Source organism: Streptomyces sp. NPDC017890 (assembly GCF_044328675.1).
GTDB lineage: Bacteria > Actinomycetota > Actinomycetes > Streptomycetales > Streptomycetaceae > Streptomyces.
The window spans coordinates 52,269-67,972 of record NZ_JBIRHU010000004.1 but is presented as its reverse complement, the minus strand read 5'-3'; the positions used below and the strand labels follow the sequence as shown (position 1 = coordinate 67,972).

Below are 15,704 nucleotides of genomic sequence, written 5' to 3'. Positions count from 1 at the left end.
AAGAGACCGGGCTGTCAGAGGGACCGGCAAGAATACGGCCATGGTGGCGATCATGAAGTGCCGTGAAGATGAGGACGAGTACCTGGAGTTCCTCGAAAAGCTGCATCAATCCCGTCGGCACGACTGGGAGTGGTCGTTCACGCGCGGGCGGCATCTGTGGTCCAAGGGCCGTCATCTGCTCCTGATCGCGTCCATGGACGCTGACGGGCGCTTCGAGGTCACCCGCGTGGGGAAGTCCGTCCGCCGACGTGGAGCCAAGGACCAGGACCAGCAACTGCGCGTCACTCATGTGCGCCGACTGCGCAGGCCTCTCCTGCTCGTCGAGCTGCTCGACGGACTGACCGCGGCCCAGCGGCGCCATCTGGTCGAGGAGGGCCACCAGAGCAAGGGGACGGGCGAGGCGATACGCGCCCGGCTCCTGCGCCTCCGGCCAGAGCTGACGGAAGCGGTCCAGCTGATCGAGGGAGCCATCGACTCCTGGGACTTCGGCGACTCACGGGCGGCACAGGAAGTGGCGCTGCAGCGCGACGCGACGCTCGCCGTCACGCGCATGGCAGGGATGCAGGCCCCACAACTGGCGGAGTGGGACCCACCCGCCGAGGAGCTGTACGACGACACGGTGCCCCCGCTGTTCCTCGACATGGTGGGAGCAGCCCGCCATCCTGACGAACTGCTCGACCCTCCAGAGCAACGTCCGCAGGACCGTCCGGCCCGTTCCGACAGGCTCAGTAATCAGCGTGCGCTCGAGGACCATCTCATCATGCAGGACACTCGCGCGATGCACGGGTGGCTCAGCGAGGAGACCAACCATGTGGCCTGGCGCAGGTTCCGTGAGCACGGTCGCACGCTGCTGGTCGCGAACGCCAACCGCACTCAGGCGGAGCGGGCCCTCGGCTGCGACATCATCTTCTACAACGTGACGCGCCACAGCCTTGTCCTCGTGCAGTACAAGAAGCTCGACGCCGAACGGGGCGGCTTCTACTACCCGACAAGCGACAGGAACCTCGCCAAGGAGCTCCGGCGGATGAAGAGCCTCGACCGGTACGCGGAGAGGCACGCCGGTCTGGCCGACGAGCAGCGGCTGGACCCCAGCCCGAGCTGGATCAAGCTCTGCCATCCGCGTTCCGTGCTGCCGCACACGACGGAGATGATCCACGGCATGTACTTCTCCCGCCGACAGTTCGAATCGCTGCGTGACGATGCCCGCTTGAAGGACGGGCGGGGCGGCGCCGTCCGGTTCGGATACAAGAACGTGCCGGCCTACCTGGACAACACGTTGTTCACCCGCCTGGTGGAGACGGGCCAGATCGGCACCACCGGCACGAGCACCGACCTCGTCCGCCAGCAGGTCATCCGCAGCTTCCGAGGCCAGCGCAACCTCGTGCTCGCCACGCTGAGCGGGGAGGAGGCGCCGCAGGCGGCGCGAAACGCGCAGCGCAGGGCAGCTCGATGAACAGTCTCCCTGTGTGACGACTGGTCGACAGCCGAGCTGCGGTAACCGGCCGCCGGGGCGGAACATCGGGCCCCGCCCGGCGACCGCGGTTCGGTGTCAGTTGACGGGCATGCGGGGTACACCGCCCTTGCGGCTGATGTGGAACGCCAGCCGGTAGATGTCCGGCAGGTCGATCGCCTCTCCGCTGCGCCGGGTCATCACACCTAGTTCGATGAGCTCCTCCAGTAGTGCCACGGGGTTCTCCAGCTCCCGTGGACCGCTGCCGGAGCGTTCGTCCTTGAGCTGTTCCCGTACCTTGCTGACCAGCGAGCCCTGGTGCCAGGCGTAGTGGACGGCCGAGGCCTGGAGTGGGACCTGGGTGTTCTCCAGCTGTTCGACCGCGAGGGCCGCCCAGCCGATGTCGTCCTGCAGTTCGGCCACCCTGCTGTCGGCGGCGGAGCTGAGACTCTCGCGGATGGCGTCGTAGTGGAGGGGGACCGGGTGTCCCGCGTGCCGTTCGCCGGTCAGTACGGCGGCCTTGCAGAGAGCCTTCAGCCACGTCCGGGGACTGACCCGGCCCTTGCCGTCCTGAAGGTGGTTCGGTACCCAGGTGTACGTGTGTCCCTTACGCCGGTCCGTTCCCATGAACGGCCCGGCGAGCGTGATGAAGACTTCCTCCTGGCGTTTCCGGTCGGCGATGACGTCGACGGGCGCGACATGGCGGCCTTCCTCCTGCCGCCAGGTGCCGGTCGCCGTGCGGAACTTCTCGGCCTCGGGCGTGGTGTGGTTGCCCAGCTGGTGGAAGAGCAGCCCGTATAGGTTCTCCCGGCTCCACTCCAGGTCCGTGGCGTTCGCGCCGAGCTTGGACGCGTCGGGAAACATCTTCGGCGCGTTCTCGTACATGTCCGGCCGTACGAAGATCTTGGCCCGCAGGGTGCCGGTGGTCAGGCGCAGCTCCAGCGCCAGCCGGAACAGCCCGGACAGCAGCCGGTCCGTCTGTTCACGTACGCCGTGCAGGTGCTCGAGGGCGTCGAAGAGCAGCACGCGGGTCTCACCGCGCTCGCGGCTCTCCCGGTCGGCTGCGGCGATCGCCGCGTCGTAGGCCTCCGGGTTGTCCCGCGTCCAGCGGACACGGTCGGTCCAGCCCTCGATGCGGCGGATCTCCGGAACGTTCAGGGCCATCAGGACGATCGCCGCCCACAGTTCGTCCGGGGTCGCCCCGTCCGCGACGAGCTTCTCTCGTGTCCGCTTGTACGGGAAGGGCGGTTCACCCGCCTCCTCGCTCTCCAGCCCGAACGCCGTGGTCACCCTGGTGCGGCGGAGCCGGGGCATCATGTACGAGGCGGCGGCGATCTCCCTGAGCCGCTCGTCGACCAGTGCCTTGGCCCAGAACGTCTTGCCCGTACCGCGTGCTCCGCGCACCACGGTGACGTCCGGGTCCAGGGCCAGCCGGTGCGAGGACGGAGTGAACAGGGTTCGCAGACCGGGGCCGGTGGTGTTCGCGTCGGGAGCCGAGCCGAGCGCTTCGATGAGCAGCTTGCGGTAGTCGGCGGGCGTCGGTTCGCTCATCACGCGTCCTCGTGCGGTTCGGGCAGCAGGCGTTCCACCGTAGTCGTGAACTTGCTGTACGCCGCTTCCACGAAGGGCAGCTCGGGCCAGCGGCGGCTGCGCAGCGGGTCGAGCCCGACCAGGTCGTTGCCGAACAGGATGGGGATCGCCGCGTAGGGGGCGTCGTCCACCTGGCCGGCGGGCGTGTAGAACGGCTCGGGCTCGTCCTCGTCGGGGAGGTTGTACAGCGTGTCCACGAACAGGTCGTAGGCGTTCTTGCGGAGCACACCGAGCCGTTCGGTGTCGCCCGCCGAGTGGAACATCGCGCCCACGATCCTGATCCTCTCCCGGAGCTCGCGCGCCCGGTCAGGCCGGCGCTGCCACTCGGAGAGCAGCATCCGGTAGCCCTCCCAGGTCGACGGGTTGTCCACGGCGAACAGCAGGGCGAGTCCGCTGAGCCGGGTGAGCGTGACGGCGGCGATGTCGTGTATGCCGGCGCGGCTGTCGAGCAGGACGTGGTCGGGGCGCCGGGCGAGCCGTTCGACCTGGTCCTCGCACGCGGCGATGGCCTGTTCCAGCCGGACGGCGAACGGACGTGGCGGCGCGCCGTCGCCGGTGGCCGGGAGGTCGGTGTAGATGCGGTTCAGCTTCGACAGGTAGCTGTACGGCTGCCCCTCCAGCGGCAGTCCGCATGCCGGGGCGAGGAACACCTCCCCGTTGCCCTGGTAGTTCAGCAACGAGGCACGTCCGACGAGCTCCAGGTCGTCCGCGCTGCCGACCGCGGCCTCCACGAGGTGGTCCACGATGCCGTGCCGTGGTCTGCCCGCCTCGTCCGAGAGCAGGTTGGACACGCCGGGCGATTCCAGATCGAGGTCGACGACGAGTACGCACCGACCCAGGTCGGCGAGGTGGCGGGCGAGGACGGCGGTCGCGGTCGAGCGGCCGACACCGCCCTTGAACCCGTACAGGGCCACGCGCCGGTCCCGCCGGGAGACCGGTGTCCCGGAGGCGCTGTCGTCGTCGCGCTGGAGCCAGTCGGTTCCGACGACCGTGCGTTCCAGTGTGCAGATCCTGCCGACACCGTCGCCGCGCGGGCTCACCTCGGTGAGTTCCGGCGCGGTGAAGAACAGTTCCGGCGCGAACATGGAGCGCGCGGTCTGCACCGGCTCCAGTCCGGTGAACGGCTGGGTCACCTCGACGAACCGGTCACGTACGGCGACGAGTTCGGGGGAGTCCGGTGCGAGCCGATCGCCCATGTCGTCGATGAGTAGCGAGGCCCGGCCGAGCAGGTCACGGGCGAGTACGACGTCACGGCCGAGCGCCGCGGCGTCCTCGGCCACCTTCTGCGCGGCCAGCCACGAAGAATCGAAGCCCGCACTGGGTGTCGTCATGCGAGGGCCCCGGTTCCGAGTATGCGTGCCTGTTCGTGAGCGGCGAGGAGGTCGTACGCCGCCCGCAGGTGCCGGTCGAGATCCGCGTCGCTGATCGCCGTACCGTCGCAGTATCTTCCGGACACGTCCCAGTCGTGGAACGGGTTGTGCCCGATCAACCGCAGAAACAGGACCCCTGTCTCGCGTGCCCGCCGACGGTCGAGGATCGTGGTCAGCTGTCCCCACAGGTCGGGGAGGTGCTCGTGCAGGTACTCCTTGCGGTCCTGCTTGCGCCACTTTCCGCCGGGCGGGTTCGGCTGCGAGCTCAGCTCCAGATCGCCGTTGTAGGGCCGCTGCTTGTCGTTGAGCCGGGAGCCCAGGTAGTCCAGGAGGATCGCCTTGATCGCGCACTCGGCGGCCAGCCCCGCCGAGTGGTCGGCGGCGATGGTAAACCGGTCGGCGGCGGCCAGCCTGGCCGAGTGGTAATGATGGCCGCTCGCCGCCCGGAAGGCCGGTGGCGGGGCGGCGGAAGTCGTCGGAGCCGTCACGACGATCACCTTATCGGCGTGATCAGCGGGAAAGGGAGCGTTTCCGCATACCAGGCGCCCTGCGCCTACCGCATGCGGCCTGGCAGGATTGGTGCTCTGAGCGCGGACTGCGACGGTGGACGAGAGAGCCGCAAGGAACGCGCAGTGCATCGAGAAGGAAGCGGAACGTGACGGACGTAAAGGCTGGTGTGGACCCGGCGGCCCTGCTCAAGGACCTCAAGCGACAGGTCGCGGCCCTGGAGGACGACCTGCGGGCGCGCACGGAGTCCGTGGACGAGATCCGCGATCGCCTGGAGGCCGAGTACCGGCACGCCCGGGAGGCCCGGCGCACGGCGGCGACGTACGGCGCCTGGCGCGACGAGCGGGTCACCCAGTCCGCGGCGGCCTGGGTCCTGGCCTGCGTCTTCGTTCGCTTCTGCGAGGACAACGGCCTCATCGACGAGCCGTACATCGCCGGCCCGGGGGAGCGGCTGGCGGAGGCGGAGGCCCGGCACGAGGCGTACTTCCGCGAGCACCCGACCAAGAACAACCGCGACTGGCTGTTCGCCGCGTTCGACGCCATCCGCGAGGCGAACGACACGGCGGCCGGCCTTTTCGACAAGGCCCACAACCCTCTGTGGGACATCACGCCCGGCTACGAGGCGGCGACCGAGCTGCTGTCCTTCTGGCGGCGGTGGGGTGCCGAGGGCGAGATCCGCTACGACTTCACCGACCCCGAGTGGGACACCCGCTTCCTTGGCGACCTGTACCAGGACCTCAGCGAGCACGCCCGTAAGACGTATGCGCTGCTCCAGACCCCGGAGTTCGTCGAGGAGTTCATCCTCGACCTCACGCTGGAACCGGCTGTCTCCACGGACGCGTTCGGCCTGGACCCGGTGTGGGAGGGGCCCGACGGTGAGGAACGGCGCGGCCTGCGCACCATCGACCCGGCCTGCGGCTCCGGGCACTTTCTGCTGGGGATCTTCCACCGGCTGATGGACAAGTGGCGCGCGGCCGAGCCGGGCACGGATGCGTGGACGTTGGTGCGCCGCTCCCTGGAGTCCGTGCACGGCTGCGACAAGAACCCGTATGCGGTGAGCATCGCGCGCTTCCGGCTGCTGGTGGCCGCGATGCGGGCGGCGGGGGCGGAGAGGCTGAAGGACGCACCGCCGTTCCCGATCAACGTGGCGGTGGGTGACTCGCTGCTGCACGGGCGGGATGCGGCGGGTATTCAGACGGACCTGGACACGCTGTTTGCCGAGGTGCAGATCGGGCGGGAGGAGGGGACGGCGTTCGCGTATTCGACGGAGGATGTGTGGGAGTACGCGAAGCGGGTTGATCTGCTGGGGCGGGGTTCTTATCACGTGGTGGTGGGGAATCCGCCTTATATCACTGTTAAGGATAAGCAGGAGAACGAGAATTATCGGGCTGCGTACGATGCTTGCGCGGGGACGTATGCGCTGTCAGTGCCGTTTGCGCAGAGGCTGTTCGAACTGGCGGTCAAAGGGGCGGGGGGGCATCGGGGTGGCGGTGGTTTCGTGGGGCAGATCACCGCGAACTCTTTCATGAAGAGGGAGTTCGGTAAAAAGCTGATTAAGATTGTATTCCGGAATCGAGTCGAGCTGTCGCATGTGATTGACACCTCAGGTGCCTATATTCCGGGGCATGCAACGCCTACTGTGATCATTGTGGGGCGTAATCGAACTCCTAATCTGAGTAAAGTCGTGCGTGCTGTACTCGGTGTACGTGGCGAAGCCGAGCAGCTAAAGGATGCCTCTCAGGGGGCAGTCTGGCAAGCGATCGTGCGGCAGGTAAGTTCTCCGGGGAGCGAGTCCGACTGGGTTTCTGTTGAGGACGTGTTGGCAGATCATTTTCTGCAGCATCCTTGGTCTGTGAGCGGAGGTGGTGCCGGTGTTCTGCTGGCCCATATCGAGTCGGTGGCAGTTCCCATGGTTGGCCGGATTTCGAAGCCGATCGGCCGGGCGATCAGGGCTGGTGCAGATGAGGCTTACCTGCGACCGGTGCGACGGACCTATGTGTCACGAGTCGATAAAGGGCTGAAGCCCCTACTCGCGGGAGAAGTCGTCCGTGACTGGGGGGCCGAACCAGGCCTGAGAATCCTGTTCCCCTCGCAGGCCGCAGTCGAAGGTGGCCTACGTGAAGAACTGTGGCCATGGCGTATGCCTCTTCGTTCTCGACGGACTTTTCAAGGGGATATGGAGGGTGCTGGGCTTCAGTGGTGGGACTACATGCAGTATACGGCCTCGGCATATGAAACTCCGTTGTCTATTGCTTTTGCTTTCGTTGCCACGCATAACCACTTCGTTTTGGATCGCGGTGGAAAGGTATTCAAGCAGACCGCCCCGGTGATCAAATTGCAAGAGGGTGCCACTGAGATCCAGCATCTGGAGATTCTGGGGTTGCTTAACTCCTCGACCGCCTGTTTTTGGCTGAAGCAAGTGAGTCAGTCGAAGGGTAACGGAGGTATTGGTGGAGGCATTTCTGACGAGCTCTGGGAACATCGTTACGAGTTCGCTGGTACCAAGCTTCAGGATTTTCCTATTCCGGAGCGTTTGCCCTTGGAGCTTGGATGGGAGTTGGATCGTCTTGCTCAAGAGATGGCGAAATCTGAGCCCTCTGTGCTGAGTGAAATGGGCGTTCCTACTCGGATCGCGTTGGACGAATCTCGTAACAACTACGCCGCCACGCGAAACCGAATGATCGCCATGCAGGAAGAGTTGGACTGGGAGGTGTACGGCCTGTACGGATTGCTCGCCCCGCCAGAGGTTGCCCGCACCGTTGTGCCCGTCCCTGACGCCGCCCTGCCTGAAGTACACCTAGGTGAGCGCGCCTTCGAGATCGTGCTCGCGCGGAAGGTGGCCGCAGGGGAGGCGGAGACAGTCTGGTTCACCCGGCATGGCTCCACCCCCGTTACCGAGATCCCCGCCCATTGGCCCGACTGGTACCGCGACATTGTTCAGGCGCGTATCGACATCATCAACTCCCGCAAGGACATTGCTCTTATTGAGCGACCCGAGTGCAAGCGGCGGTGGGCTGCCGAGTCGTGGGAGAAGAAGGAGCGGGCGGCGCTGCGGAACTGGTTGCTGGACCGGTGCGAGAAGCAGGAGCTTTGGTACGAGGTGCGGGACGGGCTCAAGCGGCCCCGGCCGATGACCGTCAACCACCTTGCCGACCAGCTCGGCGCGGACGAGGACTTCGTCTCCGTCGCCGCGCTCTACGCCTCCGACCACCTCGGCAAGCCCGACCTGCCCCTCGCGCAGATACTGACCGAGGTGATCGCCGACGAGCACGTGCCCTACCTCGCTGCCATGCGCTACAAGGACCCGGGACTGCGCAAGCGTGCTCAGTGGGAAGAGGTCTGGCGGCAGCAGCGCGAGGAGGACCGTACGGGGCAACGGCTCGACATTCCCGTACCGCCCAAGTACACGTCTGCCGACTTCGCCCGTCCCTCCTATTGGTCGAACCGCGGCAAGCTCGACGTGCCCAAGGAGCGGTTCATCTCCTATCCCGAGGCCGGGCCCGACAGTGACTCGACGCTGATGCTCGGGTGGGCCGGCTGGGACCACAAGGACAAGGCGCAGGCACTCTTCGAGCTGCTGGCCGCCCGTACGACGCGGGACGGCTGGAGTTCCGAGCGGATCGTTCCGCTGCTCGCCGGCCTCCACGAGGTCATGCCATGGGTCGAGCAGTGGCACGGCGAGTACGACGACGAGTGGGGCGACGTACCGGCGGACGAGTTGGAGGCCGAGTACGAGAACCAGCTCCGTAAGCACCAGGCCGGCGTGGAGGAGCTGAAGGCGTGGCGTCCGGTGCGGAAGACGCGTGGCCGCAAGGCGGCGGCGAAGCAGCCCGCGCTGGACGTCGAGTAGTCAGAGAAGTTGGTGGGGCAGTGACGCACGCTGCCCCACCGGAAGTTCAGACGCGCGAGTCGGCCGCCAGTGTCGTGAACGCCGACCAGGCATCGCGGGACACGGCCAGCGCCTGCCTGTCCGTGTCCTTCGAGTCCCGGACGAGAACGGCCTCGGTGCGCACGGCGACCTCGACGCAGTTGTCGCCGGAGCTGCCGCTGTAACTGCTCTTGAACCAGGCCAGTCCAGTGGTACTCATAGTGCTCCTCGCATCTGCTCCAGCAGGCTTACTGTGGCTTCACGGCCGAGGGCCTGCGAACGCAGCTTGCCATAGCGTTGGAGCATGGCGCTGACATCTTTCAGCGCTGTGATCAGAATGCTTGACTGCTGGCCCTCGGAGTAGCCCACCCACTCGTGCTGAGGTGTCTCGGCCAGGTACATCAAGCCGTCGATCCCCGCGTGATCGTACTGACGCAAAGGCATCACTTGGAGCTCGACGTTCCTTCGAGCGCCTTGCTTCAGTAGGTGGTCCAGCAGCTGTCGCGCGACTCCCGGCCCACCCATGTGTCGCTCAAGCAGAGCTTGTTCGATGACGAAACTGAAGGCCGTGTTCGGCCTCTCGGTCAGGAGTTGTTGCCGCTCCAGTCGTGCCGCGACCTGGCGCTCGATCTGTTCTTCGGAAAGCGGTGGCAGCCGCCGCTCGAAGATCGCGCGGATGTACGACTCAGGCTGCAACAACCCCGGAATCGCCCGGCACTCATACGCGTACAGCGAGATCGCCTCCTCCTCGATCCCCGCCCACTGCCGGAACCACGACGCCAACCCCGCCTTCCGCGTCAGACTCTTCGCAGCCGCCCTCAGCACCCGCCCCGCGACCGCCCCCAGCACCTCCTCCGACCGCTCCAGCAGGTCCCGTGGCGGGAACCGCTTCCCTTGTTCGATCTTGGCGATGTACGCGACCGAGTACCGCACCAGCGGCGCGAACTGCTCCTGCGTCAGGCGGGCTTCCTCCCGCAGGGCCTTGAGTACCGCGCCGAACGTCTTCAGACTGTCCGAGAGTTCCGGCTCGCAGTTACCTCCCCCGTTCCCGGCACCGTCCCCGCCATGCCCGGCTTTCCCGCCCACCCCGCCGCCGTTGCCCGTCGTCATCGCAGCCGCCTTCCCCTGTGCCGCCGGGCCGTACCCGTGCCAGGCTCGGACGCTTGCCGTACCGTCCGCCGTACGCGCTGCGCCACGCTCGGCACGCTAATGGTCACGAACAGCGACCGACCCAGTCCAGCGAGACGACCAGTACAAGGCGATCTGTATCGGCGCCGGGCCTGCCGACGCTTCGCCACCTCCCGGCAGGGTGGCCGCCATGTCAGTCCCCCGCGCCCAGAGCCCCACCCCGGCCCGTACGTTCACCCAGCGCTTCTCCGCCACCCCCCGCGGCGCCCGCCTCGCCCGGCTGCTCGCCGCGCACCAGCTCACCGAGCGGGGTCACCCGCACGGCACCGAGGCGCACGACACCGTCATCCTCGTCGTCGCCGAACTTGCCACGAACTCCGTCCTTCACGGCCGCGTCCCCGGACGGGACTTCGCCCTGTCCCTGTCCCATGACGAGAGTCGGGGCGTCGTCCGGATCGAGGTGACCGACACCCACCCTGCCCAGCCGGCGCGGCGGATCCCCGGTACGGACGAGGACGGCGGCCGTGGTCTGCTCCTTGTCGACGCGCTCGCCGCCGACTGGGGCGTACGCGACCGCCTCGGCCCCGGCAAGACGGTCTGGGCCGAGTGCGCGACAGCTCCCCGGACCTGACGGCACCAGATCGGCCGCCGGAGTCGTCTGAACCCAAACCGGCAGCGTTCAGCTGCCCGAACGCCCGGATCGGAGCGCACCCAGGACCTTGGGAACTTCGGCGGGGCGGTATTACGGTGGCTGTCCGAGCGATGCCCTGACCGTGTTCGGTGGGGGACCCGGTCCGCTGCACAGGGCATCCGGGGTGAGGGGAGCCACCGTGCAGCCGCTGTATGCCGTCAGTTTCGACGTCCAATCCGCCCAGGAGCAACCGGACCACGTCTATCAGCATCTGCGTCGTCATCTCGCCGACTGGCTCTGTGACCGCGGACGCGCCCCGGCACCGTCCCCGGCCGATCTCGACCGGGACGGCCGGGCGGTGCTCCCCGGAAAGATCCCCGGCCACGGTGATCGCACGGCGAGCTGGGAGGTCCTGGGGGATGAGCGCACACACGCCCTGCGCATGACCATCCGCCAGCCGCTGTCCGACGGCAGCCCGGCCGAGTTCGTCACGCGCATCACGATCTCCCGGGCGGAGGAGGGCGGTGGCGGACTCAGGGTCGTCATGGGCCGGGAGATACCCGACGGCTGGATCGCTCCGGTGCGGGACCCGCGGCTCAAGCGCCCCAACCTGCTGAGGGAGGTGCTCAGGGATCCCGAACTTGTGGTACGGGTGCTGGGCCAGGTCGCCACCGGGCGGTACGAGCGAATCAGGGACGAACAGAGTGCGGCCGTGCTCCTCGACTCCCTCGCGCTGAGCACGCGCCTGCCCATCTTCCTGGTACAGCCCCGGGACCAGGCGACATGGAACACGGCGGCCGACGCATCGGGCCAACTCGCCGGACTCGCCCAGGTGGTGACCCTGAACTACCTGACCGTGCAAGCGGTCCGCCGGGTGCACGGCCAGCTGGCCGTCCCCAGCGGCGGCGCCCTGCTGGTCTGGCCCGACCTCGGTCTCGAGCATCCCGCGTACTCGCGTGAGGAGGTGTGCGAAGCGTCCTTCGTGGAAGGTCGGCTGATGCCCTCGCTCGGTCACCTCTCCGTGATCGCCCGGGGCACCGACAGCGCGTGGGAGCGGGCCCGGCAGGCCTCGTACCGGGCGGCTGCACGCCGGGCGGCGGAGCAGCTGTCCCGCGCGCAGGCCGCCGACGACAAGGCCGGTCAGCTCAGCGTGCTGAACGACCGGGTGCAGGATCTTCTGAAGCAGGTCAAGACCTGGCAGGACCTCGCGCAGAGCTACGTGGAGGATCGCGACAAGGCCCAGTCCGAGGCCGCTGACGCCAAGACACTGCGCCAGGACCGCGACTACTGGAAGGGCCAGTACCTGGACCTGTCGAAGGGCGGGAGCGGACAGAAGGCGGCGCTCGACGTCTGGAGCGCAATCCCGGTCCTGGGGGCCACGGACGCGCTGCCCACGTTCGAGGCCCTCACCGAGGCGTCGGAGCAACACATCGCGTTCACGCCGAGAGCGGCGCGCGCGTGGAAGGAGTCCCGTTACCCGTACCGCCAGGAGATGACCGACCAGTTGACCGCTCTCGCGCAGGCCGCGATGGCTCTCTACACCAAGCCCGGCAGGATGCCGAGGCTGACCCAATGGTTCTGCGATAACCACGGGCTGAAGTACGCGCCCAACGACGAGAAGCTCGGCAAGGACAAAGATAAGCGCTACTTCGCGTTCGATGGCAACCCGCGCTGGGATGGACTGGGGCACATCAAGGTCCGGGACAACGTGTCGCCCAACGAGGTCGGACGGATCTACTTCGCCCTCGATCCCGACGGGAAGCGGTTCATCGTGAACCACGTCGGACTTCACCTGTAGCCGGCTGTGCTGACCACCCGCCCGCGGACTGCGCGTCCGCGCAGTGCCGCCGAAACGCGCAAGCCTCAGCCTCTCCCCCCACCCACCCTGATGTCCTGGTTCCAGGCGTCGTTCCGGCCGTTCCGCCCCGTCTTGCAGACCATGTCGTAGCAGCGCCAGAACCAGACGCCGTTCCTGCGGCGGCGCAGCTCGATGCTGGTGCCGCCGCAGCGGCCGCACTTCGGCGGGCGGGTGAACAGCTCGGCGTGTTCGTGCTCAAGGAGCTTGCGGGCGAAGTGGCCGCCGCGGATCGTCAGCATGACCTCGCGGGTCCACGCCTGGGACAGGGTGTTGAGGCTGCCGAGCATCACCGTCCGCTCGTCGATCACCGCGATCTTCTGGTGCATGACGTTGACGGGAACGACCCTGTGGACGACGGCCCGGAGGTCGGCGATGAGGCTCTGGCTGGCCGGGCGGGCCTGGAGCTGGTCCGTGTCGTCGCGGATGAACACGCTCACGCGCACGCCGCGACCGGCCGCCTCGCGCAGCAGCGGCAGGATGCCGCGCACCCGGTTCGTGACCCACGGCGCCCACAGCCAGACCGAGGTGCGGGCCGTGCGGATCTCGTCCTCGAAGGTGCTGAAGAACGTCGTCTCGTCGTCGATACCGGTGATCTCGACGTGGCGGGCGAGTACGTCGGCGAGGGCGGCGCCGAACTGGCCGCGGCTCGGTGCGTCCTCGTGCGGCGGTGTGATCAGGTGGCCGGCCCGCAGACGCCGTACACCCGGCGTGCCGACCAGCGCGGCCAGGTGGGAGAAGGCCGTGCCCTGCTTCGCGGAGCTGATGCGCTCCCAGCTGCCGATGACGTACAGGCGGGTCTGGACGCGGGTGGCCGCCACGTTGAACAGGCGCACGCCGCTGCGCGCCCAGTCCGACGCGCCCGGCTCCCGGTGCGCCAGCGACATCCACAGTTCCTTGCCGTCGGCGCCCTCGACCGTGTCGAAGACGACCACGGGGAACTCCCGGCCCTGGAAGCGGTGTGCCGTGCCCACCTCCGCGAGCGGGCCGCCGCCGCTCTCCACGTCCCGCAGTGCCTCCAGGGTCGCCTCCGCCTGGACGCCGTAAGGGGTGACGATGCCGGTGTCCTCGCCCCTCGCTCGGTGGTAGTCCACCAGTGCCCTGGCGATCAGGGACCCGGCCGGCCACCAGCCGCTGCGACTTCCGGTCAGGTGGGGCCTGGCCAGTTCGTGCAGTCCGTCGGTGTCGACGAGGACGATCTCCGGGTCGTCGGGGGGCCGCGGTGCCGCGATCTGCTTGCCGCCCCGCAGCATTCCCCCGTACGCCAGCGAGTTCGCCAGGCCCATCACCGCCGGGCCGAAGCGGTGCTGCTCGGTCAGGGTGACGCAGGCCGGGTGCCGCTGGGCGTCCTCGGGATCTTGGATGCCGCAGTGCCGGAAGACGTCCGGGAGGAGCCAGCGACTGACGTCCGGGCGGTCGAGATCCTTGAGCCGCTCCTCGACGACCGGGCCGAGCTGCATGAAGTCGCCGAGCAGGACGGCCGTCCGGGTCGCCTTCGCCGTCGCGAGGATCACTTCGGGCAGCGTCGCCGCACCCGCCTCGTCGACCAGGACCACGTCATAGGGGCCCTCGAAGACCGCCTTGTTGGTGCGGAACCGGGCGAGGGTGGTGGCGACCAGTGTCGCGCTCTTGATGATCTCGCCCTCGGCGTTGCGGGCGAGGCGTTCGTACTCCTCCTGGACCTGCTGGAACTCCTCCTCCAGCGCGGCACGGCGGGCGGTGTCGGCCGTCACCCGGGGCCGTAGGCGCTCGGCGCGGGCATGGTGGGCGGGCCAGTCCTGCTGTTCGGCGTGGGCGGTGAGTTCCGCGGCGTCCAGGGCGCGGACGACGGCCCGTTCCAGCCGAGTGGCCTCCTCGCGACGGGCGGCCACGAGGTCCAGGGCCGATCTGTACGCGGACTGTGCCGAGGCCAGTGCCTGTTGCAGGGCCGCGATCTGCTCGGGTGTGTGGGTGATGCCGGCGACGAGGTCCGCCAGTTCCCGCTCCAGCGCGACGACGTGCGCCTTGGCCGTGGCGCGTGCGGCCTGCGCCGTCCGGCGGGTACGGGCGACGTTCTCCTCGGTGTCGGCCAGCCGCTCACGCAGCTCCTGCCGTTTCTCCCGGGCGCGCCACCGGGCCACCGACCGTTGGGCGTCCAGCTCCTCCAGTTCTTCGCGCTGGTCGCGAAGGTGGTCCTCGGCCATCAGGGCGTCGGCCTGCTTGCGCTCCGCGGCCTTGAGGACGCGGGACTGCTCCTGGCGCATGCGTTCGACTTCGGCCCACTTCCGGAGCGACTCCTCTGCCGCGTCCCGGCGCCGCTGGGCGGCCACGGCGGTCTGCTGCACCGCCTCCCGGGCCGCCACGGCCTCTTCCAGCAGGGCCGCCTCCGCCTCAGCCCGCGTCCGCACGGACACCGGATCCTGGCCGGGCGTGCGCAGCAGCTTCAGCGCGTCGAAGTACGCGGCCGGATCGAAGCGGATGAGGGAGGCGTCCAGTGCGGCCAGCTCCGCCGTGCGGGCCCGGACGCCGACCAACGCGGCCTCGATCCCGCGCCTGCGCTCCGCCGTCTCGGCCAGGCGTTCGCGCACCATGAGCGGCAGTGACACCCCGGGATCGTCGGCGACCTCCCGCAACTGGGGCGGGCCGACCCGGACGATGTCACCCGGACTGTGCCTGTTCTCCTTCACCACTCCCGACAGGGCATTGTCCACGGCAATGTTGGTGGCGGACACCAGCAGCACCCGGTCGCCGCGTGCGATCAGGTCGCCGATGGCACGCTTCAGTACCGTCGTCTTGCCGGTGCCCGGCGGGCCCCACACCAGATGCGTGCCCTGGCCCAGGCACGCACGGTAGGCGTCCCCCTGCGCCGGGTGGAACCCCGGGGGGTCCGGGAGGGGAGCCGACGTGCCGCCGATCGAGCCCGCGGCCAGGGCAGCCGCCAGCGGGGCCTCGCCCAGTCCGGCGATGCCGTCGCGCAGAGCGGTGACGAGGAAGGTCGGCGGCTGCTTGAGCAGCCACAGATGCGCGTCCGTGAAGTCGGCGAACTCGGCGACCTTCAGCGTGAGCAGGGAGCCGTTCTGCACCGTCTCCGAGACGGTGAAGCCCTCCGTCTCGACGCCGTCGGACTCCGGCCCCCCGAGGCGCAGCGCGTCCAGCTGGTCCGGCCCGATGTCTGAGCCGCGCAGGTCCACCGCGTACCAGCCGGCCTCCTTGGTGCGGACCGCCCGCCCCACCCGGTGCCAGCGCGGTTGCCTCCCGGTGCCGCCCACGATCGCCACCAGTTCGCCCAAGGCCGCGGCGATCTCCTCGCGCCACCCCACCCTCGT

The 15,704-nt window shown here is 68.4% G+C and carries 10 protein-coding genes; 4 read left to right on the top strand and 6 right to left on the bottom strand.

Annotation, left to right across the window (positions count from 1 at the left end):
• Positions 1-40 precede the first annotated feature (40 nt).
• Positions 41-1,453, top strand: a complete 1,413-nt coding sequence (locus ACH4F2_RS06885; RefSeq protein ID WP_398131635.1) for a hypothetical protein — start codon at positions 41-43, stop codon at positions 1,451-1,453.
• A gap of 96 nt (positions 1,454-1,549) precedes the next feature.
• Here the strand turns inward: ACH4F2_RS06885 and ACH4F2_RS06880 are convergent, their stop codons facing one another.
• From ACH4F2_RS06880 to ACH4F2_RS06870, 3 genes are read right to left on the bottom strand one after another with little or no spacing between them, the layout of a single operon-like run.
• The gene (locus ACH4F2_RS06880) at positions 1,550-3,001 is read right to left on the bottom strand and encodes a hypothetical protein (RefSeq protein WP_398131634.1); all 1,452 of its coding nucleotides are present in this window, start codon (positions 2,999-3,001) and stop codon (positions 1,550-1,552) included.
• Entirely contained in the window at positions 3,001-4,371 is a 1,371-nt protein-coding gene (locus tag ACH4F2_RS06875) for a KGGVGR-motif variant AAA ATPase (protein WP_398131633.1), read from the bottom strand. The genes ACH4F2_RS06880 and ACH4F2_RS06875 overlap by 1 nt, the downstream gene beginning before the upstream one ends.
• A complete protein-coding gene (locus ACH4F2_RS06870) occupies positions 4,368-4,898 on the bottom strand; it encodes a hypothetical protein (RefSeq protein ID WP_398131632.1) in 531 nt (176 codons plus the stop codon). Before ACH4F2_RS06870 ends, ACH4F2_RS06875 begins: the two co-directional genes overlap by 4 nt.
• Before the next feature lie 167 nt (positions 4,899-5,065).
• On the opposite strand from ACH4F2_RS06870, the gene pglX reads away from it, so the two are divergent.
• On the top strand, positions 5,066-8,767 hold the full coding sequence (gene pglX / locus ACH4F2_RS06865) for a BREX-2 system adenine-specific DNA-methyltransferase PglX (RefSeq protein WP_398131631.1): 3,702 nt from the start codon (positions 5,066-5,068) through the stop codon (positions 8,765-8,767).
• 46 nt (positions 8,768-8,813) lie between these two features.
• Here pglX and ACH4F2_RS06860 read toward each other — a convergent pair whose 3' ends face one another.
• Both ACH4F2_RS06860 and ACH4F2_RS06855 read right to left on the bottom strand, forming a co-directional pair.
• Positions 8,814-9,005 carry a DUF397 domain-containing protein gene (locus ACH4F2_RS06860; RefSeq protein ID WP_381594757.1) on the bottom strand — a complete coding sequence of 64 codons (192 nt, stop codon included), beginning with the start codon at positions 9,003-9,005 and terminating at the stop codon, positions 8,814-8,816.
• Positions 9,002-9,895 carry a helix-turn-helix domain-containing protein gene (locus tag ACH4F2_RS06855; RefSeq protein ID WP_398131630.1) on the bottom strand — a complete coding sequence of 298 codons (894 nt, stop codon included), beginning with the start codon at positions 9,893-9,895 and terminating at the stop codon, positions 9,002-9,004. The genes ACH4F2_RS06860 and ACH4F2_RS06855 overlap by 4 nt, the downstream gene beginning before the upstream one ends.
• 208 nt (positions 9,896-10,103) lie before the next feature.
• On the opposite strand from ACH4F2_RS06855, the gene ACH4F2_RS06850 reads away from it, so the two are divergent.
• Both ACH4F2_RS06850 and ACH4F2_RS06845 read left to right on the top strand, forming a co-directional pair.
• A complete protein-coding gene (locus ACH4F2_RS06850; RefSeq protein WP_398131629.1) occupies positions 10,104-10,544 on the top strand; it encodes an ATP-binding protein in 441 nt (146 codons plus the stop codon).
• A 199-nt stretch (positions 10,545-10,743) separates the two neighbouring features.
• The gene (locus ACH4F2_RS06845; RefSeq protein WP_398131628.1) at positions 10,744-12,342 is read left to right on the top strand and encodes a hypothetical protein; all 1,599 of its coding nucleotides are present in this window, start codon (positions 10,744-10,746) and stop codon (positions 12,340-12,342) included.
• Positions 12,343-12,407: 65 nt separating this feature from the next.
• On the opposite strand, the gene ACH4F2_RS06840 is transcribed toward ACH4F2_RS06845, so the two are convergent.
• Positions 12,408-15,668, bottom strand: a complete 3,261-nt coding sequence (locus ACH4F2_RS06840) for an AAA domain-containing protein (RefSeq protein ID WP_398131627.1) — start codon at positions 15,666-15,668, stop codon at positions 12,408-12,410.
• Between the last annotated feature and the right edge of the window lie 36 nt (positions 15,669-15,704).

Coding starts and splice junctions, on each gene's coding strand:
- ACH4F2_RS06885 (WP_398131635.1), top strand. CDS start 41: ATGGTGGCGATCATGAAGTGCCGTGAAGATGAGGACGAGTACCTGGAG.
- ACH4F2_RS06880 (WP_398131634.1), bottom strand. CDS start 3,001: ATGAGCGAACCGACGCCCGCCGACTACCGCAAGCTGCTCATCGAAGCG.
- ACH4F2_RS06875 (WP_398131633.1), bottom strand. CDS start 4,371: ATGACGACACCCAGTGCGGGCTTCGATTCTTCGTGGCTGGCCGCGCAG.
- ACH4F2_RS06860 (WP_381594757.1), bottom strand. CDS start 9,005: ATGAGTACCACTGGACTGGCCTGGTTCAAGAGCAGTTACAGCGGCAGC.
- ACH4F2_RS06855 (WP_398131630.1), bottom strand. CDS start 9,895: ATGACGACGGGCAACGGCGGCGGGGTGGGCGGGAAAGCCGGGCATGGC.
- ACH4F2_RS06850 (WP_398131629.1), top strand. CDS start 10,104: ATGTCAGTCCCCCGCGCCCAGAGCCCCACCCCGGCCCGTACGTTCACC.